The sequence below is a fragment of the Pantoea sp. BJFS-204 genome, from assembly GCF_049310725.1.
GTDB classification, from domain to species: Bacteria; Pseudomonadota; Gammaproteobacteria; order Enterobacterales; family Enterobacteriaceae; genus Pantoea; species Pantoea agglomerans.
Genome location: NZ_JBMOWE010000003.1, coordinates 203300 through 228776 on the forward strand (window position 1 = coordinate 203300; position 25477 = coordinate 228776).

A 25477-nucleotide genomic window follows, 5' to 3' on the forward strand; every position below is an offset into this window, starting at 1 on the left:
ACAGCGCACAAATTGTTAACCCGAATGCATTGGCATTTATCAACACGTAAAGGAATGGAGTTATGGCGCAAAAACCTGTGGTTGTTATTCACTACTGTATGCAATGCAACTGGCTGATGCGGTCAGCGTGGATGGCACAGGAACTTCTGCATACCTTCGCTGAGGATCTGGCGGAAGTGACGCTGAAACCGGGCACCGGCGGTATCTTTGAGATTACGCTGGATGAGCATCTGCTGTGGGAACGTAAGCGGGATGGTGGCTTCCCGGATGCAACCACGCTGAAACAGCGTGTGCGGGACATCTGCTTCCCGGATCGTACGCTGGGCCACATCGACAAACACAAAACTGAAGTCAGCTAACTCCGCGATTAGCTGAGGGTGATTTTTTCTGCCGCGTCGTGCAGCGCTTTAATCAGCGTCTGCAGCGCGGCTTCTGAGATATCTTCCTGCGCAAGCCGCCGGTTCAGCGCGACCTTCAGCCCATGAATCGCCTGCTCAACAGCAGGAATGCTGCGGTTATTGACCAGAATCGCCAGCGTAGAGAGACGTGTAATCAGGCTGCTGACCGTTTCACGGTTCTCTGCCAGATGCGCCTCTCCCGCTGCCGTCAGGCGGTAGGCTTTACGCGTTGCCTGCGCATCCACCACCTGAATCGCCTCCATCTCTTCCAGCAGCGTCAGGTTGGGGTAAATGATCCCCGGACTGGGCGAATACTCTCCCTTTGACAGCTCCTCAACAGACTTGATCAGCTCATAGCCGTGCGCGGCATTCTGCGCCAGGAAATGGAGCATCAGCAGGCGAATCTCGCTCGCTTCCAGCATCTTTTCACGTCGCTTGCGCCGTCCGCTGCAACTGCCTGCGCGCGCAGTCTGATCGTCAGATGAAGTGGAAGTCGGATGCTGTTTCATGGCCTGCCCTGCTGCGAAAAAGTGGGATTGATGGTAGTGCGCCGCCTGGCAAAACTCAATTGCCTTAGCGGCTTACTTCTGGTGCCAGTAGGCCACCGCCCGTACGAAGTCACTGTTGAGGCCGCGCTGCACCGTGAAGTAGTCACACAGCGCTTTAACAAACTCACCTTCGCCGGTCAGCCAGACAAAGTAATCTTCCGTCGGGATAGTGATCTGATCCAGCCGGGCAATCAGCTGGCTGAGCTGCGCTTTCTGCATCTGGCCGCTGCCAAGCCAGTTTGTCATCACATCAGCCGTATCAGATAAATAGTCGCGGCCCGTTGCTTCATCGGTAAAAGCATAGAGATGCAGCGCCTGCGCCCGGGCGTCACGCTGACGGCGCGCAAAAGCCGGCAGCCCGGTTTCATCACAGACATAGAGCTGGAATGCGTAATCGGTCGGCACCACCAGCGAGCCGCGTGGCCCGCCGACAATCAACCGATCGCCAGGCTGCGCCTGAGTTGCCCAGTCACTGGCTACGCCCTGCTCATGAATATAGAAATCGAGGGTCAGTGAAGATTCACCATCGAATTCCAGCGGTGTGTAATCGCGCGCCTGCGGACGCAGCCCTTCGGGCCAGACAATCCCCGCATCGGTAATTTGTGGCAGAGCCAGTGTGGCCCCTTCAGCGGAAGGGAAGAAAACCTTAATGTGGTCATCAAAGCCTGGCGACGTAAAGCCCGCCAGATCGCTACCGCTGAACCGGATGCGCCAGAATTTACCGGCAATGTTAGTTTTACTCGCGACCTGGATATGGCGGAAACGCAATTCATTACGGACGCGCTGTGGTACACGCTGATCGGCTGATACAGGCAAAATTTCTCTCCTGAAACGGGATGGATGCCCGTGACTCAAGGGCATGCTGATAATAATGGAATAACAATCATTCTCATCTGAAGTGCCAAGATTAGCTATGATATATCTTCACTACAAGAACGAAAAATGCGATCCAGCGGCTTAAGATATATTTTATGCCTGTACGGGTGTGCGTAGTGCAGACGAAGAGCGGCCCTGATAAGAGCGTTCAGTGAGAGGTAAGCAGCAGGTGCGGGGTGTTTACGGGTCAGGCAGAGAAGGCGGAAACTGTCCGGCTCCTGACGAGCCGGGCATGATGTTGCGCCGCACATTCTGGCAGTGCGTGACCACTTACAGTGTGTCGTTGAATCCTGAGAGGGAAGGATTGCTGCTGGTGTGTTCCGGCAGCTCACCATCACCCAGAATTTCATGCTGGGTGGCCTGAGAGTGCGGATGCAGTCCGGCAGGAGGTGAAAAAGGTTCAGCCTGTTGTGCCATCGCCATGACAGGCAATGCCAGGATCAGTGAAATCATTAAGCGTCGCATAGTTGTCTTCGTTTGTTTTTTTGACCAGAAAAGGCCTGAAATGCAGGTAAATATTCCAGCCCTGGCACAGATGCACGATGATTCAGGCATAGCAGGGTTTCGGGAGAGGATTTTACGCCAGAACGGCGAGTTATTTTATAAAATCGTGCGGTTTGTCACGGTTTACCGCACGAATTATGCATTAACAGGGTCGGGAGCCACACACCCTGCCCTGCTGGCTACGCCTGCATCACCGGAATAGAAAAAACGCCGCTCAGCCAGTCGGGCTTACAGTGCGCAAAATCGAGACGCAGCAGATCTTTACCCGGACGACGTGACACACCCAGTGCTGGCAGATGCTGATAGTAAATATCCTCGATAAAGCGTGTCAGCTGCTCCGGGCTGCCGCTCCAGCGGATCGACGCATAGAGTCCACGAACCTCGCTCCAGCTGGCGGTGTTGTCACCCAGCAGCCCGGCATGTTGCGGCTCCAGCGCCTGAAACAGGCTGATATTTTGCTGATCAGCAGAGCTATGGCCGGGCCCATACTGAAAGCCTAACCAGCCCTGCGACACGCGGCCGCCCGCCAGCGCCACCAGTTGCCGCGCCTGTTCAGCCACCCGGTGATCGCGATCGGCAATGTAATCGCCAAACTTACACTCCCACTCCAGCGTTTCTCCGCACAGATGCAGCTCTTCCTCACGCTCCACCAGCGTTGCACGCTCTGCCAGCGATCGCACCAGAATGCGGCCATGGAAGTTTTTAACCGGCAAATGGGGAATACGGCGAAACGCGCCAGGCGTCAGCGAAAAGTGACCTTTGAATACCCGGGTAAAATTTTGCTGGTTATCAAAACCAAAACGTACGGCGATATCGATCAGCGTCATGCGGGTCAGACGCAGCGCCATAGCGGCCATCGTCAGACGCCGTTTACGGGTGTAAGCCGCCAGGGTCTGTCCGGTCATCTCCTTAAACATGCGCTGCATGTGCCATTTGGAATAACCTGACTTGAGGGTAATCTGATCGATATTAAGATCGTCGGTGAGATTGGCTTCAATCCACTCGACCAGATCGTTGATGTGCTGTTTTTTAATGGCCTGACTGAGCATGATGGCGATTTACGACGCGGGTTAGGACTGGGATTTCAGTTACAAAAGGATAACAAAAATCGCAAATCGGTGTAAGGAAAGGGTAAGCATTGCGCGCTCGTTCAGGGCGTTTCCGCATTAATTGCTTAGGTTACTAACTAAAAAAGGCTGACTGTCGTCAGCCTTCTGATTATTGATAAAAACTGCGCCGGATAGCTGTAAGATGGAACCTGCGACAACTAATGACTGCGCATTCCGGCCGCTGTCATCATCATGCGGAACAGCGAGGCGACAACGCCCAGCGCCAGTACGCTGGCGGCATAGATAAACACCAGCCACATCACACGCTTCCACCATGGCGCTTTCGTTTCTTGATTGTGATTGTGGTCTTTCATGCTGCTGAGGCTTTTCATATCAATGATATCCTGCGTCTGCTTTGATTTTTCCACGGAACACGTAGTAGCTCCAGAAGGTGTAGCCCAGGATCATCGGGATAATCAGCAGGCTACCCACCAGCATAAAGGCCTGGCTCTGCGGCGGTGAGGCGGCAGCCCAGATGGTCACTGATGGCGGAATAATGTTTGGCCAGATACTGATGCCCAGCCCGGAGAAGCCCAGGAAGATCAGCGCCAGCGTCAGCAGGAACGGTGAATAGTGCGCCTCGCGTTTAATGGCGCGCACAATGCCCCACGAACAGAGCAGCACCAATACCGGAACCGGCAGGAACAGGAACAGGTTGGGTTTGCTGAACCAGCGATGCGCGATATCCGCATGCGCAAACGGTGTCCACAGGCTGATGATGCCGATAATCACTAACAGCGCAATCACCAGCGGCGTAGCCAGCGCAGACATTTTACGGTGCAGCTCATTCTCGGTCTTCATGATAAGCCATGTGCAGCCCAGCAACGCGTAGGCAACAACCAGACCCACGCCGCAGAACAGCGGGAACGGTGCCAGCCAGTCCATTGCGGAACCGGCAAAACGACGTCCCTCAACCGGAATACCATCCAGCAACGCACCCACGGCCACACCCTGACTGAAGGTGGCGATGACTGAACCGGCAATAAACGACTTGTCCCAGAACGCCCGATGGCCTTCTACCGCCTTGAAACGGAACTCAAAGGCGACTCCACGGAAAATCAGGCCAATCAGCATAGCGGTCAGCGGAATCGACAGCGCATCGGCAATCACCGCATAGGCCAGCGGGAACGCGCCAAACAGGCCAGCACCCCCCAGAACCAGCCAGGTTTCATTTCCGTCCCAGACCGGCGCGACGGTGTTAACCATCATGTCGCGCTCGCCAGCATCTTTATTGAACGGGAACAGCAGACCAATACCCAGGTCGAAGCCATCCATCACGATATACATCAGGGTTGCGAAAACGATAATCGCAAACCAGATAACGGAATAATCGATCATCTTAGTGGTCTCCATCCTTAAAGGTGGCAGCGGAAAGCGGACGCGCCGGGGTTTTCTTCTGACCAGGACCACCCTCTTCAGTGATATGGCCTTCGCCGGTAACCGGTCCCTGCTTAATCAGACGCATCATGTAGTGATACCCCACGCCGAACACCGAGCTGTAGACCAGAATAAAGGCCAGCAGGCTGATGCTCATGTGCATATCCCCATGTGCCGAGACCGCATCAATCGTGCGCTGCACGCCATAGACCACCCACGGCTGACGACCGATTTCAGTGGTAAACCAGCCTGCCAGAATCGCAATCAGACCCGACGGTCCCATCAATAGCGCAAACCACAGGAAAGGACGCGACTCATAGAGACGCCCTTTAAAACGCAGCCACAGGCTGACTACGCCCAGCGTAATCATCAGCAGGCCCAGCGCCACCATCACGCGGAAGGACCAGAAGATGACCGTTGAATTAGGCCGGTCCTCTTTCGGGAAGGACTTCAGCGCCGGGACCTGCTTGTCCAGGCTATGCGTCAGAATCAGGCTGCCAAGATAAGGCACCTCCAGCGCATATTTGGTACGTTCCTGCTCCATGTCGGGGATGCCGAACAGGATCAGCGGTGTGGCTTCACCCGGTGGGTTTTCCCAGTGCCCTTCAATCGCCGCGATTTTGGCAGGCTGGTGTTCCAGCGTATTCAGACCATGAGCATCACCAATCATCGCCTGAATCGGCGCGACAATCAGCGCCATCCACAACGCCATTGAGAACATCTTGCGGATAGCGGGATTGTTATTCCCCTTCAGCAGATGCCAGGCCGCCGACGATCCCACAAAGAAAGCACTCGCCAGGAACGCCGCTACAGACATATGGAACAGGCGATAAGGGAATGAGGGGTTAAAGACGATTTTGAACCAGTCCTGCGGAACCACGATGCCATTCTGAATGATGTAGCCCTGAGGCGTATGCATCCAGCTGTTAGAGGCCAGGATCCAGAAGGTGGAAATCAGCGTACCGAGGGCGACCATGCAGGTGGCAAAGAAGTGCAGCCCGGGACCCACGCGATTCCAGCCAAACAGCATCACGCCCAGGAAGCCCGCTTCCAGGAAGAACGCCGTCAGTACTTCATAGGTCAGCAGCGGACCGGTGATACTGCCAGCAAACTCCGAGAAGCCGCTCCAGTTCGTCCCGAACTGATAAGCCATGACCAGTCCTGATACCACACCCATGCCGAAGTTAACGGCAAAGATTTTCGACCAGAAGTGGTAGAGATCGCGATAGGTTTGATCGCGGGTTTTGAGCCACATACCTTCGAGCACGGCCAGAAAACTGGCGAGACCGATGGTGATGGCGGGAAAGATAATATGGAAGGAAACAGTAAATGCGAACTGAATCCTGGCCAGATGAAAGGCATCTAATCCGAACATTGCTTACCTCTTTGCCACATAGAACACCATGTATTTACTTATAATTAACAACTTAAGCCTGATGCGCCTGGTTCTCTGCGCTTATTGAAATTCCCGCCGCAAATTTAAAACTATTCGCGGCGAGGAAATAGAAACAGTGGGGTTAATGAAAACTATAACAGTCTTTATTGATTCTGATCATTGTTTTTGACGGGAATTATTTATTTAAAAATAAGGCCTAAAGGTTAATCAGAGCGTGTTTATGTGTCGTTAATGTTACGGTAATTTGTACTTTAAAAATCGATCGCGCTAAAGCGAACCTTGCCCGAAAATTGCCTTCAACAGGCTGTTTTCAGGCACTATTTTGTTATAAACCCTGATTGAGTAAAGGTCAAATTTTAGAGCGTCTAAATTAAATACCCTTATTTTTTAACAGGTTAAAAGAGTAAATGGTTACCTCTGCCGCTTTGTTTGCTTTTTTGCTTTTGCCTGGCTAATGCAGCTATAACTTCTGACAGAAAAAACGCAGAACGGCGCTTTTAAGCGCCATCAGAGATGTTAATAAAATGAGTCAAAAAGAAGGTATGAATTAACAGCGCGCTGCGGGCAGTCGATTATTCCGGGCCAGAGATTCATAAAACGATTTAATAACCAGCAACCGTGCGAAAAGAGCGCCGGGATTATTTGCGCTGCCGTTACGTTATCGCGCTTTCAGGAAGTGAGATAACAGACAAATGGGGTCAGAAATTTGCAGCGAGTATACCCATGCCGTCACGTTATGACGGCTGATACAGGGTGATTTTACTCTGCCGCAGATTTTTCGCGCTGTGCCAGAATCCGGCTCAGGTTCAGCTCCAGCCAGTCAGCCAGCCCCACAACCTGTTCACCGACTTCGCGTCCAAGCGGGGTTAAGCGATATTCCACGTGCGGTGGCACCACATCGTAGGCGATACGCTGCACGAAGCCATCTTCTTCCAGGTAGCGCAGATTCTGCGCCAGCATCCGCTCGCTGACGCCACCGACCGTCCGGCGCAACGCGCTGAAGCGCAGCGTCTGGTCCTGCAGGGCCAGCAGAATTAATACGCTCCAGCGGCTGGTCACGCGTTTCAGCACGTCGCGTGACGGGCAGTTGACGTTGAGCAATTCGCCGCGGATAAATTTTTCACTCATTTTTTCAGACATTTAACTTATCCACCTCAAACTAACAATTCTGTAAGTACTTACTAAAAATTAGTTTATACACTAGTCTGAATTTCACCAACAGCCACAGGAGTATTAACATGATTGCAGTTACAGGTGCCACCGGCCAGCTGGGCCGTTTCGTGATTGATGCATTACTGAAAAAAGTCCCGGCGGGAGAAATTGTTGCCGCCGTCCGTACGCCTGCCAAAGCGGCCGATCTCGCAGCGCTGGGCGTCATTGTCCGCCAGGCCGATTATGGCCAGCCAGAGACGCTGGAGGCCGCTTTTGCAGGCGTGGATAAGCTGCTACTGATCTCCGGTAGTGAAGTGGGCCAGCGTGAAGCGCAGCATAAAGCCGTCATCGAGGCTGCTCGGGCGGCGGGCGTGGGCTTTATCGCCTATACCAGCCTGTTGCATGCAGATACCTCGCCGCTGGGCCTGGGCGTTGAACACCGCGCAACAGAAGCGCTGCTGAAAGCCTCTGGCATCCCGTTCGCCCTGCTGCGTAACGGCTGGTACAGCGAGAACTACGCAGCGAGCATCCCACCGGCGCTGGCGCATCATGCGTTTATTGGCGCAGCAGGCGAAGGTCGTATCGCCTCGGCAGCGCGTCAGGATTACGCCGAAGCGGCGGCAGAAGTAATGACCCGTGAGGATCAGGCGGGCAAAGTGTATGAACTGGCAGGTGATGACAGCTACACGCTGGCGCAGTTTGCTACGGAGATTGCCGCACAGAGCGGTGAAAAGGTTGATTACGTCAATCTCTCTCAGAGTGAGTTTGCGGCGGCGCTGAAAAACGCAGGCCTGCCAGAAGGTCTGGCGGAAATGCTGGCGGATTCTGATGCCGGTGCAGAGAAAGGCGGTTTGTTCGATGACTCCCGTCAGCTGAGCCAGCTCATCGGTCGCCCCACCACCACCTGGCAGGCGGTCATTCGCGCGGCACTGGCAAATCGTTAATTCTGTCATTCATGAGCGGGCAATCGGGTCCGCTCACCTCACTCTCCTGCCGAATTCCCGTTGGGTATGCCACTTTCTGCACTCTTTGCGGCTGCGGTTTCTTTTACAAAATGTGAATAAACGCCAGTTTTCTTCAGGTTAAATTTTTTTATTCAGGTCGCTAAGAGATTCATCTGAAATGCGTTTTTTGTGAACAGCGTTATATTTGGTTGAATTGTCTGGAATTTATCCAAAAACCTCGATTAATCGACAATATTTATTACGTTCATAGATATTCTGCATTGTTGTTCCGGGGGAGGAGAGGTCTATAATTTGTCCTTTGTGCAACCACGACCGCTCAGGAGGCCGTTATTAATACCCATCGCCAGCAACAAAATGCACTTGAAGAGGTTCGTGCCGGGGCGGAAGTTGAGTATCAATACGATCCCCATGAACTGAAGCTGGATCGCATGCAGGATTCTGAACCGGAACCGGAGCTGATTGAAGGCTTGCCGGCGCCGGATGCGCTGACCCCTGCCGATCGTTATCTGGAACTGTTTGAACATGTTCAGATGTCGCGGATTTTCGAGGACAGCAAAACCTTCCCCGACTGTTCGCCCAAGTACGATCCGCTGGATGTGCTGATGCGCTATCGTCGACAGAAACGCAGCAGTGATTTTGACCTGTCGCGTTTTGTCGCCGATCACTTTTATCTGCCTGGCGTAAACGAAAGCTTTTATGTCTCCAACCCGGATAAAACGCTCAATGAGCATATCGACGACCTGTGGCCGGTTCTGACCAAAATGCCGCAGCAGCATATGCCGCACTCATCGCTGCTGCCATTACCCAAACCCTATGTGGTGCCGGGCGGACGTTTTGGCGAAACCTACTACTGGGACTCTTACTTCACCATGCTCGGCCTGGCAGAATCGGGCCGCGACGATCTGCTGCGTCACATGGCGGATAACTTTGCCTGGCTGATCGATAACTACGGTCATGTGCCAAACGGCAACCGTACCTATTATCTCAGCCGCTCGCAGCCGCCGGTGTTTGCCCTGATGGTTGAGCTGTTCGAAGAAGATGGCGTGCGCGGTGCTAAGCGCTATCAGGAACAGCTGATGAAGGAGTATCAGTTCTGGATGGACGGTGCCGGTTCACTGATGCCGAACCAGGCTTATCGTCACGTAGTGCGGATGCCAAACGGCTCACTGCTGAACCGCTACTGGGATGACCGCGATACGCCGCGTGATGAGTCGTGGAAAGAAGATGTGGAAACCGCCCGCGAATCGAAACGTCCGGCCAGCGAAGTGTATCGTGACCTGCGTGCCGGAGCGGAATCGGGCTGGGATTACTCCTCGCGCTGGCTGCGTAACCCGAAACGGCTGTCGAGCATCCGTACCACGCAGTTTATTCCTATCGATCTGAACTCGTTCCTGTACAAGCTGGAGCTGATGATCGCCACCCTGTCGCACGCGAAAGGCGAAGAGCTGACCGCGCTGGCCTGGCAGAAAAAAGCGGAAGCGCGCAAACGTGCGATTACCCGTTATCTCTGGGACAGCACCGCCGGTGTGTTCCGTGACTACGACTGGCGTCGGGAGCGTTTCGGTGCCTTTACCGTCGCCTCCGTGGTTCCGCTGTTTGTCGGTCTTGCAACGCCGCATCAGGCGCACCTGCAATCGATCTCGCTACGGCATTTGCTACTGAGCAACGGCGGCCTGCTGACCTCAATGGTGGAAAGCGGTGAGCAGTGGGATCGACCCAACGGCTGGGCACCGATGCAGTGGATGGCGGTTGTTGGCCTGAATAATTACGGTGAAGAGACGCTGGCGACTGAAGTGGCAGTGAACTGGCTCAACACGGTCAACAACTTCTATCAGTTGCACCATAAGCTGGTAGAGAAGTATGACATCAGCGGCGAGCGCGCCCGTCCAGGCGGTGGTGGTGAGTATCCGTTACAGGATGGATTCGGCTGGACTAACGGCGTCACACGTAAGCTGATGACGATGTATGGGCATTTAATGGCTGACTGAGTAGCGCAGTCGGTAAACCTTTAAAACGCAAAAAGCCGGGTTTTCCCGGCTTTTTCATGTTTCATGCAGGCTATTCAGCGCTACTTCTTCGCTTCAGTGCCTGGTTGTGACGCACGTTGCAGGAACTGCTGTGTCACTTCAGGCAGGTGCTGCAGCAGCCACTCCGCCATCGCCACTTCCTGATCGCGGATCTCATTCAGTATGCGTACGCCCTGCGCATCACCAACCTGCTCAGCCGCAGCGATCAGGCTGGTGTAGCTGGCGATCTCGGCATTCTCGAATACATAGCCACTGATGGCGCCCTTCACCACTTCATCTGAGTTAAACATGCCGCCCACGGCCTGGCCGGTGGCTGCCATTTTGCCTATCGCATCTTTCATTACAGAGTGATCGATACCGTGGCTGTCGAGCAGCTGTTCCAGCAGAGTCAGCTGATGTTTGGTCTCTTCAAGATGTTGCGCCAGACGCTGTTCCAGCGCCGGATAGTGTTCAAGACGACCTGACATCTTGCTCAGCATGCTTTCTGCTTGTTTTTCCATCGCATGCGCATCGCGCAGCCAGTCGTGATAATGTTCAATCGCAGTCATGTGTTGCTCCTTAAGAGACGGTAATAGAGTCGGCTACCGAGGTGAGCTTCTCATCCGTTTGCTTCTCTTCATTCAGGGTTTCTTCCAGCAGCTGTGCGGCTTTGGTGTAACCCAGCTTCAGCGCCAGCGCATGCAGGGTACCGTAGGTGGCAATCTCATAATGCTCAACTTTCTGCGCCGCACCGATCAGTCCATGATCGCGAATCTCGCCCTTCTCGACCGAGTCGATAATTTCCTGCGCTTCTTCAACCAGACCTTCCAGCGCATGACATTTCATTCGTTTGATTTTGACTTCAGGTGTCACTTCCACCAGTTCGTCGAGTCGTTCAATCTGAGCACGGGTCTCTTCCAGATGCTGATTAAACGCAGCGATAAGATTTTCGTCACTGGCTGCACGCGCCATTTTAGGCAATGCACGGGTTATCTGCTTCTCAGCGCTGTATACATCGGATAAGTCATGGATGAACAGGTCGTTTAACGTTTTCACTGTCATAAGATAGCCTCATTGATTAAAAAGCTGCGTCTGTAATAACGCAGCGCCAGTCATATCGTTGACACCTGAAAAGTCTAGTGGAGATTCTTAATATCGCACGCTGCATCAGTATGAATTTAAGACAAAAGTGGCATGTAAAATGCACTTTCCTTTTTACAGCAACGCGTTAGCTAAAAATTGTTTTTAAGATTGCGGCTTCGCTAGCAGTGCTGGATTTTGTACAAAGTGATAAATCGTTGTATACATTTTTTAAGATTAACTGCATAAAAAAGTACCACTCGAAACTTATCTGTACAAAGTTGTATTTAACGGTACAGCTTTAATCGATAGGAAATAAAAAACCGGAAGGGAAAACCCTTCCGGTTCAATTCACAACTCCAGCCATTGCCAATGATGGAGCAATGACATAATTCAGGGTGTAATTATCTTCACGAGGAACTAAAAAGATTCAAAATGCCCGGCTAACAGAGTAACCCTGCCGTTACAGCAGTGTTAAAGACGTTCAGCTCCGGCGGCTAACCTTACCTCCCTTGCGCCCCGCTTCAATGGCACGTTCAGGATCGTTTTTGAAGTTACCGCCGCTTTTCTGGCCTCCTTTGCGCCCTGCTTCAGCAGCACGCTCTTTGTCGGCCGCAAAATTCCCGGCCCCACCGCGATATTGAGTCATATGCGTCCTCTTTGAATTTTAAAAATTGGAATTTGCACAGTTAACGCTTCATCAGGCCGATTCAGCAACATAAATGTAGACAGAAAATCGGACCGATCAAGTCAGAGAAATAAAAAACCCGTCACAGTTCTGGTTTATTGGCCGTCCTACCCTCAACCGGATTGATAACGGATTTCAACCATCGCTCTTTTCTATTCATAAAAGAGCCGCAGCATGAAAAATATTTATAACGAAAATCGCCGCGCCCTATTAATCGATCATTTTCAAAAAAAGTCCAATTGAAAAAATATAAGCGAAGCGGCAAAGAGATAATTTCATCAATATCAGGTAGTGAAGATGATCAACAAACCATCAAATTCCCCAAGCGAAGCGCTAATTAGAAATCTGAAACGCTGCTTTTACGTTAAGAATAAGCGAAGCGTGACGCATTGATAGCACCAGTTAAAAATAGCCTGAATCGATCAATAAACGATCAATTATGCTGGTTAGATGAAAATTTTTATTAAAAAGAGAGGTCAGATTTAGCACTGATATCTGAATATAACCGAAGCGGCAAGATTCAGGTATTTGGTGGCAAAAAGCGGGTTTTCGGAATAGTACTAAAAAGTCCTTTCTGCGGGCATACGCATAAATTTTGCATGCCTGCCAAAAGGGGAACTCAACATTATGAGTAAGATCGAGCAAAGCCATGAGGGAGATTGTGCGTTATTGACTTGCAAAACATATGCCCTGTTCAGCAGAGTCAGAGGGAGTCGGGAAAAGTGGAATCAAAAGCGACACCGCGCTTGCCATTTTTCTTGATACGGTACATCGCTTCATCAGCACGCTGCAGTGCAGTATCAAAGTCATCTTTGTCCTGCGCCTGAGACACACCGACAGACGCCCCAATGAGGGCATGCCCGTTTGCCATATCAAAAGGTGCCATTACCGCGTCAAGACAGGCGTGCGCCAGTTTCTTTACCCGCGGATGGTTCAGCGCCCAGGGTATTAACAACACAAACTCGTCGCCGCCCAGTCGGCCAATGATCACTTCTGCCGGAGAGAGTTCCGTAAACCGCTGACTTAACTGGATGAGGACTTCATCTCCGCTGCGGTGCCCCAGGGTGTCGTTGACGTGTTTGAAGTTATCCAGGTCAATAAAGACCACGCAGAGCGGTCCCTGAGCTTTCATTTCACCGAAATAATTCTGCAGAGCATGGCGATTGTTGAGCAGCGTAAGGGGATCGTGCAGCGCCAGCAGGGCAAGCTGCTCTTCATATTGCTTCTCTTTGGTCATATCGATGTGAGTGCCGATCACTTTAACCGGCTCTCCGTGCGCATTCCATTCGCTGACCCGGCCCCTATCCAGCACCCACGTAATGCTGCCATTTTTGGCGATCATGCGATGCAGAGCCTCGTAATAAGGCGCTTTCCCGGCGATGTGGTCGTTGAATGCCTGTAGAACGTCGGCGGCATCATCGGGATGCAGGCTCTCTTTCCAGGATTCAAAGTTGGCGTCGGTCTCTTTCGGCTGGAAGCCCAGCATCGCCCCCCAGCGCCGGTTGAAGATCACCAGTTTGCCGCTGGGAATATCCAGCTGCCACAGGAACAGCCCGGTACCATCCAGCGCCGCATTGAGTTTTGTGCGGGCGTCATGCGCTATACGCTTCAGACGCGCATTGTGCTTTTTGAGGTTCTGTATCTGCAGACGCAGCGCTTCTTCTGACATAACCGTGTAAGAGGAGGAAAAAGGGGTATTGTGCCTGTCAGGCTGATTCTGTAAAGGGTGGCTTATAAAACACGATTAGCCGCGGTCAATTGCAGGCTGGACAGGATATCAGGCGGTACCAGTCTGGCAACGCAGCACAGAGGCAAACCTGGCAATTGGTTTCGCCATGAAATCTGTTTGTGTTGCTACAGGGTTGAGAAGTGGAATGGGCGCGGGAGAGGCGAAATTCGGAATGTTCGGGAATGGCGGGAGTCTGTCGAACCTTCGATGACGGGTTCGCCCCATAAACGCAAAAACCCGCCAGAGGCGGGTTCTTTAAAGATGGTGCCCGAACCCGGAATCGAACCAGGGACACGGGGATTTTCAATCCCCTGCTCTACCGACTGAGCTATTCGGGCAACGGGGCGCATTAAACCAAAGCGGCCCGGCAGCGTCAAACGCTTTTCACCAAAATCAAATCGACTGACCGCTTTTCCATCAACCCAAAGAGTGGGTCTGACCTGCCGCCATAAACCTCTCTGTTGGCCGGATATATTTTAGTCAGAAAGCAGGCAGAGTCTGCATTGTGACGCGAAATTGCCGATATAGCATGCGAGACCAACACTAATAATAAGGATCGCCATGTTTTCCACCATTACATCAGGTATCGCTTCCCGTCACAGCTGGCAAAAGCGTTCACACTCAGCGGCAACGCTGAGCTCTCTCAACGGCTCCATCGCCATGATTGAATTCTCTCCCGATGGCTCCATTCTCAGCGCGAATGCGCTGTTTCTGGCGCGCATGGGCTACACGCTGGCGGAGATCGAAGACCAGCACCACAGCCTGTTTTGTACCGCCGAGCAGCTTAAGTCGCGGGACTATCAGGATTTCTGGCTGCGACTGAACCGGGGCGAAAGCTTCAGCGATAAGTTCCTGCGCGTGGCGAAAAACGGCCGACCGGTATGGCTCGAAGCCAACTATGTGCCGGTGCAGAACCGCCATGGCCGGGTGATTAAAATCGTCAAACTGGCAACCGACATCACCGATCATATCAACGATGCGCAGGAGCAGCGCGCCATCACCACCGCCATAGAACGGTCGATGGCGGTGATCGCTTTTAACCTCAAAGGTGAAGTGCTGAAAGCCAATGATAACTTCCTGAAAACCATGGGCTACCGTCGTGAGGAGGTCGAAGGTGTTCACCACCGTCGCTTCTGCTCGCAGGCGCTGCGCGACAGCCGCGAATATAGCGAGTTCTGGCAGCAGCTGAACCGCGGCGAATTTGTCTCAGGTCAGTTTCCCCGGGTCAATAAACGGGGTGAGACTATCTGGCTGCGCGCCACCTATAACCCGGTGTTTGACGAACAGGGCAGGCTCTACAAAATCGTGAAATTCGCCACCGATGTGACCGCGCAGGTGGAAAAGAATCAGCAGGAACATGATGCGGCACAGCGGGCTTATCACACCGCGCTGCAAACGGATGAAAGCACAAAGCTGGGTGCCGATGTTATCGCCAGCAGCGTGCAGACCATGAACGCCCTGGCGGGTGAACTGCAGGGGATCTCCGGTGATATTACCGGACTGAGTGAATCCTCAGAGCGTATCGGCGCGATTGTGGAAGGTATCCGCCGGATAGCCGATCAGACTAACCTGCTGGCGTTGAATGCCGCTATTGAAGCGGCGCGGGCCGGAACCCATGGCCGCAGCTTTGCGGTAGTGGCTAATGAAGTCCGCACGCTGGCAGCAAACATCAATCGCGCCACCACCGACATCGAAAATCGGATACAGCAAAACCATCAGCTGGCGAGCCGGGCACTGAAAGGGATTGAATCCAACCTGAAGCGCGCCGATCAGGGCGTACAGCTGGCCCAGGAGGCGGGCGGCGTGATTGCGGAAATCCGTGAAGGCGCAACGGATGTAGTACGCGCCATCGGCCAGGTGACCAAAACGCTTAAAGTCTGACGCTCTGCGGGGGCAATCGCCCCCTTTTAAGGTGTTGCCTGAACCGGCGCTTCTGGCACCGGCGGGATAAAGATATGATCCAGAATCGCCCGCATTACGGGTGCCGCAGTAATACCTTCGTTGCCACCATTCTCCAGAATTAACGCTACCGCCACTTTGGGGTCATTAAACGGCGCAAAGGCGGTGTAGAAGATATGGTCACGCAGCCGTACCGGTATCATTTTCGCGTTATAGGTCTGGTTCTGGCGCAGGCTGAACACCTGCGACGTCCCGCTTTTCGCAGCGATGCCATAGGGTGCCGTGTGGAAATATTTATAACCGGTGCCGTTGGGTGCGTTAGCCATGCCAAACATCGCGTGGCGTACCAGCGACCAGTAAGGTGAATGAGGATCGCCAATCTGCGCTTCATGCTGCTGCGGATGATAGTTCTCCACCAGCGTGCCGCGCTGGGTTTTCTCCAGCAGATGGGGGGCAATGACCCGACCGTTATTAATCAGCGCCACCATCGCTTTCACCATCTGAATGGGTGTCGCAATCCAGTAACCCTGTCCGATACCGACTGAAACCGTATCGCCCTGATACCAGGCCTTTTTATGCACCTTCTGCTTCCACTCCCGGCTCGGCAGTAAACCGCTGTACTCCTCATTCAGGTCGATACCGGTCGATTTACCATAGCCAAACTGGCTGAGCATGGTGTGAATGCGATCGATGCCCATCATAAACGCCACCTGGTAGAAGAAGGTATCGGCGGACTCTTCGATTGCCCGCGTCACATCCAGCATGCCGTGCCCGGTTTTTTTCCAGTCGCGATAGCGCCGGTCCGTGCCTGGCAGCGTCCAGGTGGGTGCGCCAAAGAATTGCGACTGCGGCGTAATCACATGAGTCAGCAGCGCCGACATCGCCATGTAAGGCTTCACCGTGGAGGCAGGCGGATAGAGTCCCTGCGTGACGCGGTTAATCAGCGGCAGGTCTTTATCCTGTAGCAGCTTTTTGTAGGCCTGATAGCTGATGCCTTTCACAAACGGATTGGGATCGTAGCTGGGACTGGAGACCATCGCCAGCACGGAGCCGTCGTGCGGATCTTCAATCAGCAGCGCCGCACGCTGCCCCGCCAGCAGGCTTTCCACATACTGTTGCAGGTGCAGATCCAGCGTCAGCGTCAGGTTTTTACCCGCGACCGGCGGTACCTCTTTCAGCACCCGCACAATGCGGCCATGATTATCCACTTCCACTTCCTGATAACCTGGCTTGCCGTGCAGCAGCGCTTCGTAATAACCCTCAATCCCCTGCTTACCAATGTTATGGTCAGCCGCATAGTTTTCGGCGATGCCTTCCGCATTCAGCCGTTTATAGTCGTTATCGTTGATTTTCGACACATAGCCGATCACATGCGCCAGATCCGCGCCATAAGGATATTCACGATCCTGATAGGTCTCAATGCTGGCGCCGGTGAAGTGAAACTGATTGACCGCAAAGCGGGCGACCTGCTCTTCAGTCAGTTCCTCTTTCAGCACCACCGGCTTGTAACGGCTGGTCTGCTTCAGCGCATGGCGGAAGGTGTCGATTTCGTCCGGCGTCAGATTAACGATCGGCGTCAGTGCCCGCAGCGTGGCGTCCATGTCGCTGATTTTGTAAGGCGTCAGCGTAATGGCGTACCAGCTGACGTTTCGCACCAGCGGAATGCCATTGCGGTCATAAATCAGCCCACGCGTCGGCGCAATGGGGATCATTTTGATGTCGTTCTGGTTAGAGCGCGTCTGGTAATAGCCATGGTCGCGCACCTGTAAGCGAAAAAGGTTTACGCCAAGAATGGTGAAACAGAGACAGACCAGAGCAAAGGCTATTGCAGCGCGGCGGGCAAACAGCTTCTCTTCAGCTTCGAAGTTACGAAAGTTCATCAGGGGGCATTATCAGGCGATTAATTATTATCTGTTATTGCGCACCATGATAAAGCGCGATCGCGGGCGTGCCAGCGCGAAGATGCACAAGCCTGACCAAAAGTGTGTCATTTGATGTGAATGTTACCGGGACGGCGAGGCGGGAAAATGCAGATCCCCCGGTTAAGGGGGATCTGCGCAGGGGGATCGGGCAGCAGGCGTCAATGCCTGCCACGCTGATTAATCACCCAGCAGAACAGACTCCAGCGCAATCTTGATCATGTCGTTGAAGGTGGTCTGACGCTCAGCAGCGGTGGTCTGCTCGTGCGTACGGATGTGGTCTGATACGGTGCAGATGGTCAGCGCTTTAGCACCGAACTCTGCGGCCACACCGTAGATACCTGCAGCTTCCATCTCAACGCCGAGGATGCCATATTTTTCCATCACGTCGAACATCTGCGGATCCGGGGTGTAGAAGAGATCGGCAGAGAAGATGTTACCTACGCGCGCTTCAACACCCAGATTTTTCGCCGCATCAACCGCGTTACGCACCATGTCGAAGTCAGCAATCGCAGCAAAATCGTGATCTTTGAAACGCATACGGTTCACTTTGGAATCGGTGCAGGCACCCATACCAATCACGATGTCACGCAGTTTTACATCGGCACGCACGGCACCACAGGAGCCCACACGGATGATCTTTTTCACGCCGAAGTCGGTGATCAGCTCTTTGGTGTAGATGGAGCAGGAAGGAATACCCATTCCGTGGCCCATTACAGAGACTTTGCGGCCTTTATAGGTGCCGGTGTAGCCCAGCATCCCGCGCACGTTGTTCACTTCTACCGGATTTTCCAGGAAGGTTTCAGCAATGTGCTTTGCACGCAGCGGATCGCCAGGCATCAGCACGACGTCTGCGAAATCGCCCATTTCAGCATTAATATGAGGGGTTGCCATTGTTTAATCCTTGTTAAATTGCTGATTTACAGCATGTTCTTGCCATAGTCCATCTCGGACAGGCCAAAATAGTGTGCAATTGTCTGACCAATATCGGCGAAAGTTTCGCGGTAACCGAGTGAACCCGGCTCGACTTTCGGTCCGTAGATAAGAATCGGAATGTGCTCACGCGTGTGTTCAGTACCTTCCCACGTCGGGTCACAGCCGTGGTCAGCGGTCAGGATCAGAATGTCATCTTCTCCGACTAACTCCATCAGCTCAGGCAGACGACGGTCAAACAGCTCCAGCCCGCCCGCATAACCGGCAACATCACGACGATGTCCCCAGGTTGAGTCGAAATCAACGAAGTTAGTGAAAACAATCGCCTGATCCGGCGCAGTTTTCATCTCCTGAATCGTGGCGTCAAACAGCGCATCCAGACCGGTCGCTTTGACCTTTTTGGTAATGCCCTGCTCAGCATAGATATCGGCGATTTTACCCACGGAGATCACGTGACCGCCCTTCTCATCCACCAGCTTTTTCAGCATGGTGGCGGATGGTGGCTCAACTGCCAGGTCGTGACGATTGCCGGTGCGCTCGAACTGACCCGCTTTGTCGCCCACAAACGGACGGGCGATAACCCGGCCAATGTTGTAGCCACCTTCGGTCAGCTCTTCACGGGCGATTTCGCACAGCGCATAGAGTCGATCCAGACCAAAGGTCTCTTCGTGACAGGCGATCTGGAACACCGAGTCCGCAGAGGTATAGAAAATCGGCTTGCCGGTTTTCATATGCTCTTCGCCCAGCTGGTCGAGGATCACCGTACCTGAAGAGTGGCAGTTGCCGAGATAGCCCGGCAGATCTGCGCGCTCGACCAGTTTGTCCAGCAGTTCCTGAGGGAAGCTGTTCTCTTTGTCGCTGAAGTAGCCCCAGTCAAACAGCACCGGCACACCGGCGATCTCCCAGTGGCCTGACGGCGTATCTTTACCTGACGAAAGCTCGCTGGCGTAAGCGTACGCGCCGGTGATTTTCGCCTCAGGATCCAGACCTGCCGGGAAGCGGCCGGTCGACAGCTCTGCGGCTTTGCCCAGACCCAGCGCGGTTAGATTAGGCAGATGCAATGGGCCTTTACGTCCCTTGTCTGCTTCACCCCTGAAACAGGCTTCGGCGATGTGACCTAACGTATCCGAACCTGCGTCGCCGAATTTATCGGCATCTTTACTGGAGCCAATTCCAAAGGAATCGAGAACCATAATAAAAGCACGTTTCATGCAAGTCTCCTGCGCATTGGCGCGTGACAAGTCAAAAAAAAGCGATCAGATCAGTATACCCGAATGCATCGCAGCTGGCACCGGTTACCGGTCAGTTAGCTGATATCGCTCACACGGCGATAGACAACCGGCGTCTCAGCCGGGGCGAAATTACCGAGCACCAGCGCGGCTTTGACCGCGGCGGCGGCCTGCTGCCATTTGTCTTCGCTGCTGGCGTGAATGATCGCCAGTGGACGCTGCGCATCGGCACGTTCGCCCAGGGTGATCATGTCGCTTAAGCCGACGCTGTAATCAATACTATCGCTGGCACGCTGACGTCCGCCACCCATTGCCACCACCGCCAGACCCAGCGCACGGGTATCCATGCTGCTGACGATGCCTGGCTGGTCGGCATACACCGGCTTGCTCAGCATTGGCGCGGGCAGATAAGCGTCGTAGCGTTCCACGAAATCGGCAGGTCCCTGCTGGGCAGCGACCATACGACCAAATATCTCGGCTGCTTTGCCGTTATCCAGCACCGTCATCAGCTTCTGACGCGCTTCGGTGTCGCTGGCGGCCAGTTTGCCGGAGACCAGCATTTCGCTGCAGAGCGCCAGCGTCACTTCCAGCAGGCGCGGATTCCGCTCTTCGCCGGTCAGGAAGCGAACCGCTTCACGCACTTCCAGCGCGTTACCGGCTGAGGAGGCGAGAACCTGGTTCATATCCGTCAGCAGTGCGGTGGTCTGGCAGCCTGCGCCATTGGCGACGCCAACAATCGACTGCGCCAGACTTTCTGACGCCTCATAGGTTGGCATAAACGCGCCGGAACCCACTTTGACATCCATCACCAGTGCATCCAGCCCTTCTGCCAGCTTCTTCGCCAGAATCGAGGCGGTAATCAGCGGGATCGAATCGACGGTGGCGGTGATGTCACGCGTGGCGTAGAAACGCTTATCCGCCGGTGCCAGCGAGCTGGTCTGGCCGATAATCGCCACACCCACCTGCTTAATGATCTCGCGGAAGCGATCATCGCTCGGGAAGATATCGAAGCCCGGGATCGCTTCCAGTTTATCCAGCGTGCCGCCGGTATGGCCAAGGCCACGACCCGAGATCATCGGAACATATCCGCCGCAGGCCGCGACCATCGGCCCTAACATCAGCGACGTCACATCGCCGACGCCGCCGGTCGAGTGCTTATCCACCACCGGCCCATTGAGGTTAAGTGATTTCCAGTTAAGTACCGTACCGGAATCACGCATCGCCATGGTCAGCGCCACCCGCTCAGGCAGCGTCATATCGTGGAAATAGATGGTCATCGCCAGCGCGGCAATCTGACCTTCCGAAACGGTGTTATCACGCACACCATTGATGAAGAAGCGAATCTCCTCTTCAGTCAGCGCATGGCCGTCACGTTTTTTGCGAATTATTTCTTGTGGCAGGAACAAGGTAACCCCCTGGTTCAGGGAAATCAGGATGGGGAACAGGCGGTCAGCGACCGCCTGAAGGATCAGTAACCCGCTTTGCTGGTGTCGCTGTCATGACCCAGGGTGTTGAGCAGGCTCGCCAGCAGGCTTGATGCACCAAAGCGGAAATGACGCGCATCGGCCCAGTCGGCACCCAGCGTCTCTTCCGCCATTTTCAGATAGATAGCGGCATCTTCAGCGGTGCGCACGCCACCAGCGGGCTTAAAGCCAACCTGCTGGCTGACGCCTTTATCACGGATCACGTTCATCATGATCTGCGCCACTTCAGGCGTGGCGTTAACCGGCACTTTACCGGTAGAGGTTTTGATGAAATCGGCACCGGCATCAATGGCAATCTCAGAGGCCTGACGGATCAGCGCTTCCTGCTTCAGTTCACCGGTTTCGATGATCACTTTCAGCAGCACATCTGCTTCGGCACAGGCGGTTTTACAGGCTTTCACCAGATCGAAACCGACCTGACTGTTACCGGCGATCAGCGCACGATACGGGAACACCACATCCACTTCATCGGCACCGTAGGCGATAGCGGCGCGGGTTTCTGCCAGCGCAATATCAATGTCGTCATTGCCGTGCGGGAAGTTAGTCACCGTGGCGATGCGGATCTCCGGAGTTCCCTGCTCGCGCAGCGTTTTACGGGCAATCGGAATAAAACGCGGATAGATACAGATTGCGGCGGTGTTGCCTGCCGGGGATTTGGCCTGATGACACAGGGCGATCACTTTTGCGTCGGTGTCGTCGTCATTCAGGGTGGTTAAATCCATCAGTTTCAGGGCGCGCAGGGCAAGGTCTTTGATATCGGTCATGAGGCTCTCCAAAGGATCGGGGTGCAACCCACCGGCTCGCCGGCGGAATGTTATAATAATAACACTCTGGTGCGGCCTGATATGTGCCAGGAGTCACATAGAAATAAGAAATTAGTGCAACATTGCCACGTTTACTGTGACTAAAGTTACAGATAGCGGTACCTGATGGTCATTATACGCCAGCGGGTGTAATGTTACTATTATCACATTTAAGCGCGAAGGCTGCAGGTCGGGTGAGACACGGGCGGTCAGTTGCGCAGCGCCGGGAAAGCGGGATCGAGCTGAAATAGCTTCTGACTGTTGTGCCACAGCGCATCAGCAATCTCCTCCGGTGACTCTTCTCGCAGGCTGCAGAGCACCTCCCACACCTGACGCGCCCGCTCCGGACGATTAGGCTGGCCCTGAAAGCCCTGCAGCGGCATATCGGGTGCATCGGTTTCCAGCAGCAGCGAAGAGAGCGGCAGCTGCGCCACAGTCTGGCGGGTTTTGCTGGCGCGTTCATAGGTAATGGTCCCGCCGATGCCAATCGCATAACCCAGCTTAATAAAGGCCTGCGCCTGCTGCAGGCTGCCCGCGAAACCATGCACCACGCCATGGCGCGGCAGATCGTAACGACGCAGAATCTGCGCCAGTTTGTCATGAGTGCGGCGCGAATGCAGGATCACCGGCAGCTGATACGCTTTCGCCAGCTTAAGCTGCGCCTCAAGAAAGCGTTGCTGCTTATCAAACTGCGGATCGTCGCGATAGAGATCCAGCCCGATCTCGCCGATCGCCACCAGCTTACGCGGCCGCTGTTGCAGTAAGGTTTCCAGCTGGTCGAGATGGGCCTCCTGATGATTTTCGATGACGATTGGATGCAGGCCCAGCGCGGCATAGAGCGCCGGTTGCGCCGCGGCTAACGCGCAGACCCGCTCAAAGCGGCTGGCATCGATCGCCGGAACGATAATCTTTTCCACGCCAGCTTCTGCAGCACGTGCCAGGCTGCCAGAGATATCCCCTTCAAACGGCGGGAAATCGAAGTGGCAGTGCGTATCGATAAACTTCATGCCAGCGATCCTTTGTCGTAATCAGCATCATTATCCGCCAGCGGCGGTGTGATGATGAGGCGGGTATCGGGTGCATTGGCTGCCGGAGCAGGCGGCGTTACGATACGCGCCGTGGTCATCGGTTCCGCATCGCTCAGCCACTGGCCCAGCGTGGCAAGAAAATAGCGACCACAACGCCGTCCCAGATGATAATCCTGATTCAGTGAAGCGATGCGGCTCCCCAGCGCACTGCTGGCCAGCGCATGCGGCGGAAAGATTTCGATAATGCGCAAATCATCGGGAGGATTCTCAATGAACTGCTGAATTTCCCGATAGCTCTGTTCATGCTTATTCAGCACGTTGATCATCGGCTGCAGTGCGCCGGTGCTGAGCCAGCGTTCCATTCGCTTAAACCATTTCGGGGTATAGAACATCTGCGACGGCACGGTGCGGATTACCACAATGGTATCAGCGCCACGGCGGGCGGCTTCACGCACCGGAATCGCATCGCTGATGCCGCCATCGAGATAGCTGATCCCTTCCAGACTGACCCCCAGCCGGTAAAAACCGGGAATGGCACTGGAGGCTTTGATCAGATCCAGCCAGTTATCGGCGGTCGGGTTGAAGTAGCCAGGCGTGTAGTCGTCACTGCGGCAGGCGCACATATAAAACTCGCGGCCGCTGGAGAACAGCTGTTCCGCGCTGCTCATCGCCAGCGGAAATTCACTGCGGGTGATATCTATCAGCCAGTCAAGGTCGATCAGATTGCCACCACGCACAAAGCGCAGCGGATCAAAAAAGAGTTTACTGGTGGTATAGCGGGTAATCACACGCCGGGCATAGCCGGGCTGACCACAGACAAAGGCAGAAAGATTTTGTGCACCGGCAGAGGTGCCGAGCATCAGCTGAAAGGGGTTGAATCGGGCACGCTGAAATTCATCTAACACGCCTGCGGTGAAAATGCCGCGTTGACCGCCGCCTTCACAAACCAGTGCAATTTTCTGAGATTTAAACGGAGTCAGGGCCAGAGGTTCAATGGCGCCGAGCGTGACAGGAATGCGTATACCCACTGTACGAACCTCAAAAAGGGGTTCCGGGTCTGCTGGAGGATCGATCCGTTAAAGACGGCAGCATTCCGGAGAACCAGTCATATGTTCCTTTAACCGGCAGGCCAGCAGGGCTGGCTTGCCTTGCAGCGATGTGAAGGTGTCCCTCTCTTCACGTCAGTCGCTACAGATGACTGGTCTCCGCTCTATGCTTTGCGTTGCATTACACTGCAGGACTCATCGGCTAAAGCTTTTTACGTCCGGTAAACAGGCTGATGAGGAACAGGATAATACCAACGACGAAGACAACTTTAGCTGCCCATGCTGCTGTGCCCGCTAAACCGCCAAAACCTAACGCTGCAGCGATCAGTGCGATCACCAGAAAAATAATGCCCCAACGAAACATAAGCCTCTCCTTACCCTATTTAAAAATCGAATATTTAAAAATCGATCTGCTTATTTCATCCCCGGATGGGTATCTTTTATTCGTGCGGCCACAGAAGTGACCGCACGCAAGCTTAAGATTTAACCGTCAGGTCATTCTTAACGCTTTTCACGCCTTCAATGGCTTTAGCAATGCTTTCTGCACGATCTGACTGTGCCTGATTAGCAACCTGCCCTGAAAGCTGAACAACGCCGTCGGTGGTCTCAACTTTTACGTTGCGCGACGGAACAATGTCATCCGCTAATAGCTTAGCTTTAATTTCGCTGGTCGTGGCGGTATCGCCCGCATAACCTTTCATTGATGATGCTTTGCTGTCTCTGACGTGTAGTTTGTCGCTGACGGATTTAACACCTTCGATTTTCTGCACCACAGCCACAGCCTTCTCAGCCTGATCCTGTGAGGTGACGAAACCGCTTAAGGTCACGACGCCGCTATGCGTTTTTACCGAGATATCCGTGCTTTTAATTGCGTCATCATCTACCAGTGCCGCTTTGGCTTTGGCGGTGATGCCGCTGTCATCCATATAACCATCGACTTTTTTCATAGAACTATCGATTTTTGAACCCGCGCTGTCGGCTGTCTGTGACGCTTTCTGCGACATTGATTCGTCAGCCAGTGCGCTGCCGCTGATCAGTGCTGAGCCAATCATGGCGGCCATCAGGGTTTTAGCAATCTTAGTCTTGTTCATCGATATCTTCCTTCTATCAGTTAACTCACCCAAAAACTGTGGGCGCAACAGAGGCACAGGTGCCGCTGCGTTACAGGACGTAAGGACAAGAGAAGTCTCTTCCGCCGTCCGATAGAGTAATCATAGACGGCATTTTGCAATTTGCCTGGCTAACTGGTTGATCACACGTCAAAACAGAAGAAAAACGGGGTTTTTAGGAGGAGTCTGGAAGGAGGAA

Annotated in this window: 25 protein-coding genes and 1 tRNA gene; 4 read left to right on the forward strand and 22 right to left on the reverse strand. The window is 53.8% G+C overall.

Translation table 11 applies throughout. From position 1 onward, the window contains the following. Positions 1-62 precede the first annotated feature (62 nt). Entirely contained in the window at positions 63-359 is a 297-nt protein-coding gene (locus ACO6VX_RS12070; protein WP_010248912.1) for a SelT/SelW/SelH family protein, read from the forward strand. A gap of 8 nt (positions 360-367) precedes the next feature. Here ACO6VX_RS12070 and ACO6VX_RS12075 read toward each other — a convergent pair whose 3' ends face one another. The 8 genes from ACO6VX_RS12075 to ACO6VX_RS12110 all read right to left on the reverse strand — a co-directional run bounded on the left by ACO6VX_RS12075 (position 368) and on the right by ACO6VX_RS12110 (position 7348). Beyond that, positions 368-907: a PadR family transcriptional regulator gene (locus tag ACO6VX_RS12075; RefSeq protein ID WP_010248915.1), complete on the reverse strand. Its 540-nt coding sequence runs from the start codon at positions 905-907 to the stop codon at positions 368-370. Positions 908-979: 72 nt separating this feature from the next. Further along, entirely contained in the window at positions 980-1762 is a 783-nt protein-coding gene (locus ACO6VX_RS12080; protein ID WP_316247772.1) for a siderophore-interacting protein, read from the reverse strand. A gap of 330 nt (positions 1763-2092) precedes the next feature. Beyond that, the gene (locus tag ACO6VX_RS12085) at positions 2093-2287 is read right to left on the reverse strand and encodes a hypothetical protein (RefSeq protein WP_010671084.1); all 195 of its coding nucleotides are present in this window, start codon (positions 2285-2287) and stop codon (positions 2093-2095) included. A 218-nt stretch (positions 2288-2505) separates the two neighbouring features. Next, the gene (locus tag ACO6VX_RS12090; RefSeq protein ID WP_010248922.1) at positions 2506-3375 is read right to left on the reverse strand and encodes a helix-turn-helix domain-containing protein; all 870 of its coding nucleotides are present in this window, start codon (positions 3373-3375) and stop codon (positions 2506-2508) included. Positions 3376-3593: 218 nt separating this feature from the next. Beyond that, complete coding sequence (locus ACO6VX_RS12095) at positions 3594-3767, reverse strand: DUF2474 domain-containing protein (protein ID WP_064689978.1); 174 nt, start codon at positions 3765-3767, stop codon at positions 3594-3596. Position 3768: 1 nt separating this feature from the next. Next, a complete protein-coding gene (gene cydB / locus ACO6VX_RS12100) occupies positions 3769-4773 on the reverse strand; it encodes a cytochrome d ubiquinol oxidase subunit II (protein ID WP_010248926.1) in 1005 nt (334 codons plus the stop codon). Position 4774: 1 nt separating this feature from the next. Continuing rightward, a complete protein-coding gene (locus ACO6VX_RS12105) occupies positions 4775-6187 on the reverse strand; it encodes a cytochrome ubiquinol oxidase subunit I (RefSeq protein WP_031594219.1) in 1413 nt (470 codons plus the stop codon). Between the two features lie 780 nt (positions 6188-6967). Next, positions 6968-7348: a winged helix-turn-helix transcriptional regulator gene (locus ACO6VX_RS12110; protein WP_010248931.1), complete on the reverse strand. Its 381-nt coding sequence runs from the start codon at positions 7346-7348 to the stop codon at positions 6968-6970. Between the two features lie 98 nt (positions 7349-7446). On the opposite strand from ACO6VX_RS12110, the gene ACO6VX_RS12115 reads away from it, so the two are divergent. Both ACO6VX_RS12115 and treF read left to right on the forward strand, forming a co-directional pair. After that, the gene (locus tag ACO6VX_RS12115) at positions 7447-8304 is read left to right on the forward strand and encodes an SDR family oxidoreductase (protein ID WP_022623861.1); all 858 of its coding nucleotides are present in this window, start codon (positions 7447-7449) and stop codon (positions 8302-8304) included. A 350-nt stretch (positions 8305-8654) separates the two neighbouring features. Then, entirely contained in the window at positions 8655-10313 is a 1659-nt protein-coding gene (treF, locus tag ACO6VX_RS12120; RefSeq protein WP_422458178.1) for an alpha,alpha-trehalase TreF, read from the forward strand. 80 nt (positions 10314-10393) lie between these two features. Here the strand turns inward: treF and ACO6VX_RS12125 are convergent, their stop codons facing one another. From ACO6VX_RS12125 to ACO6VX_RS12145, 5 genes are all read right to left on the reverse strand, one after another. Then, a complete protein-coding gene (locus ACO6VX_RS12125) occupies positions 10394-10900 on the reverse strand; it encodes a ferritin-like domain-containing protein (protein ID WP_010248938.1) in 507 nt (168 codons plus the stop codon). A gap of 10 nt (positions 10901-10910) precedes the next feature. Beyond that, complete coding sequence (locus ACO6VX_RS12130; RefSeq protein ID WP_010248940.1) at positions 10911-11393, reverse strand: ferritin-like domain-containing protein; 483 nt, start codon at positions 11391-11393, stop codon at positions 10911-10913. A 502-nt stretch (positions 11394-11895) separates the two neighbouring features. After that, positions 11896-12060 (reverse strand): general stress protein, encoded by a 165-nt coding sequence (locus tag ACO6VX_RS12135; protein ID WP_004571242.1) that lies wholly within the window; start codon positions 12058-12060, stop codon positions 11896-11898. Positions 12061-12802: 742 nt separating this feature from the next. After that, the gene (locus tag ACO6VX_RS12140) at positions 12803-13768 is read right to left on the reverse strand and encodes a sensor domain-containing diguanylate cyclase (protein WP_010671090.1); all 966 of its coding nucleotides are present in this window, start codon (positions 13766-13768) and stop codon (positions 12803-12805) included. A gap of 322 nt (positions 13769-14090) precedes the next feature. Next, positions 14091-14166 (reverse strand) — tRNA-Phe (locus ACO6VX_RS12145). 223 nt (positions 14167-14389) lie between these two features. Between ACO6VX_RS12145 and ACO6VX_RS12150 the strand changes: the two genes are divergently transcribed. Further along, positions 14390-15709 carry a methyl-accepting chemotaxis protein gene (locus ACO6VX_RS12150; RefSeq protein WP_022623862.1) on the forward strand — a complete coding sequence of 440 codons (1320 nt, stop codon included), beginning with the start codon at positions 14390-14392 and terminating at the stop codon, positions 15707-15709. Positions 15710-15735: 26 nt separating this feature from the next. Here the strand turns inward: ACO6VX_RS12150 and mrdA are convergent, their stop codons facing one another. The 9 genes from mrdA to osmY form a co-directional block, all read right to left on the reverse strand. Beyond that, a complete protein-coding gene (gene mrdA, locus ACO6VX_RS12155) occupies positions 15736-17607 on the reverse strand; it encodes a penicillin-binding protein 2 (protein WP_045139630.1) in 1872 nt (623 codons plus the stop codon). Positions 17608-17826: 219 nt separating this feature from the next. After that, complete coding sequence (gene deoD, locus ACO6VX_RS12160; RefSeq protein WP_010248951.1) at positions 17827-18540, reverse strand: purine-nucleoside phosphorylase; 714 nt, start codon at positions 18538-18540, stop codon at positions 17827-17829. Between the two features lie 26 nt (positions 18541-18566). Beyond that, positions 18567-19790, reverse strand: coding sequence for a phosphopentomutase (gene deoB / locus ACO6VX_RS12165; protein WP_010671093.1), 1224 nt, complete (start codon positions 19788-19790; stop codon positions 18567-18569). A 95-nt stretch (positions 19791-19885) separates the two neighbouring features. Further along, positions 19886-21214, reverse strand: coding sequence for a thymidine phosphorylase (gene deoA, locus ACO6VX_RS12170; RefSeq protein WP_158149000.1), 1329 nt, complete (start codon positions 21212-21214; stop codon positions 19886-19888). 62 nt (positions 21215-21276) lie between these two features. Next, positions 21277-22056: a deoxyribose-phosphate aldolase gene (gene deoC / locus ACO6VX_RS12175; RefSeq protein WP_010248957.1), complete on the reverse strand. Its 780-nt coding sequence runs from the start codon at positions 22054-22056 to the stop codon at positions 21277-21279. Positions 22057-22304: 248 nt separating this feature from the next. After that, complete coding sequence (locus tag ACO6VX_RS12180; RefSeq protein WP_249654991.1) at positions 22305-23102, reverse strand: TatD family hydrolase; 798 nt, start codon at positions 23100-23102, stop codon at positions 22305-22307. Next, a complete protein-coding gene (locus tag ACO6VX_RS12185) occupies positions 23099-24151 on the reverse strand; it encodes a patatin-like phospholipase family protein (protein WP_033769872.1) in 1053 nt (350 codons plus the stop codon). Before ACO6VX_RS12185 ends, ACO6VX_RS12180 begins: the two co-directional genes overlap by 4 nt. 220 nt (positions 24152-24371) lie before the next feature. Next, the gene (locus tag ACO6VX_RS12190; protein WP_003848537.1) at positions 24372-24533 is read right to left on the reverse strand and encodes a DUF1328 domain-containing protein; all 162 of its coding nucleotides are present in this window, start codon (positions 24531-24533) and stop codon (positions 24372-24374) included. A 112-nt stretch (positions 24534-24645) separates the two neighbouring features. Then, positions 24646-25260, reverse strand: a complete 615-nt coding sequence (osmY, locus tag ACO6VX_RS12195; RefSeq protein ID WP_010671097.1) for a molecular chaperone OsmY — start codon at positions 25258-25260, stop codon at positions 24646-24648. Positions 25261-25477: the final 217 nt, after the last annotated feature.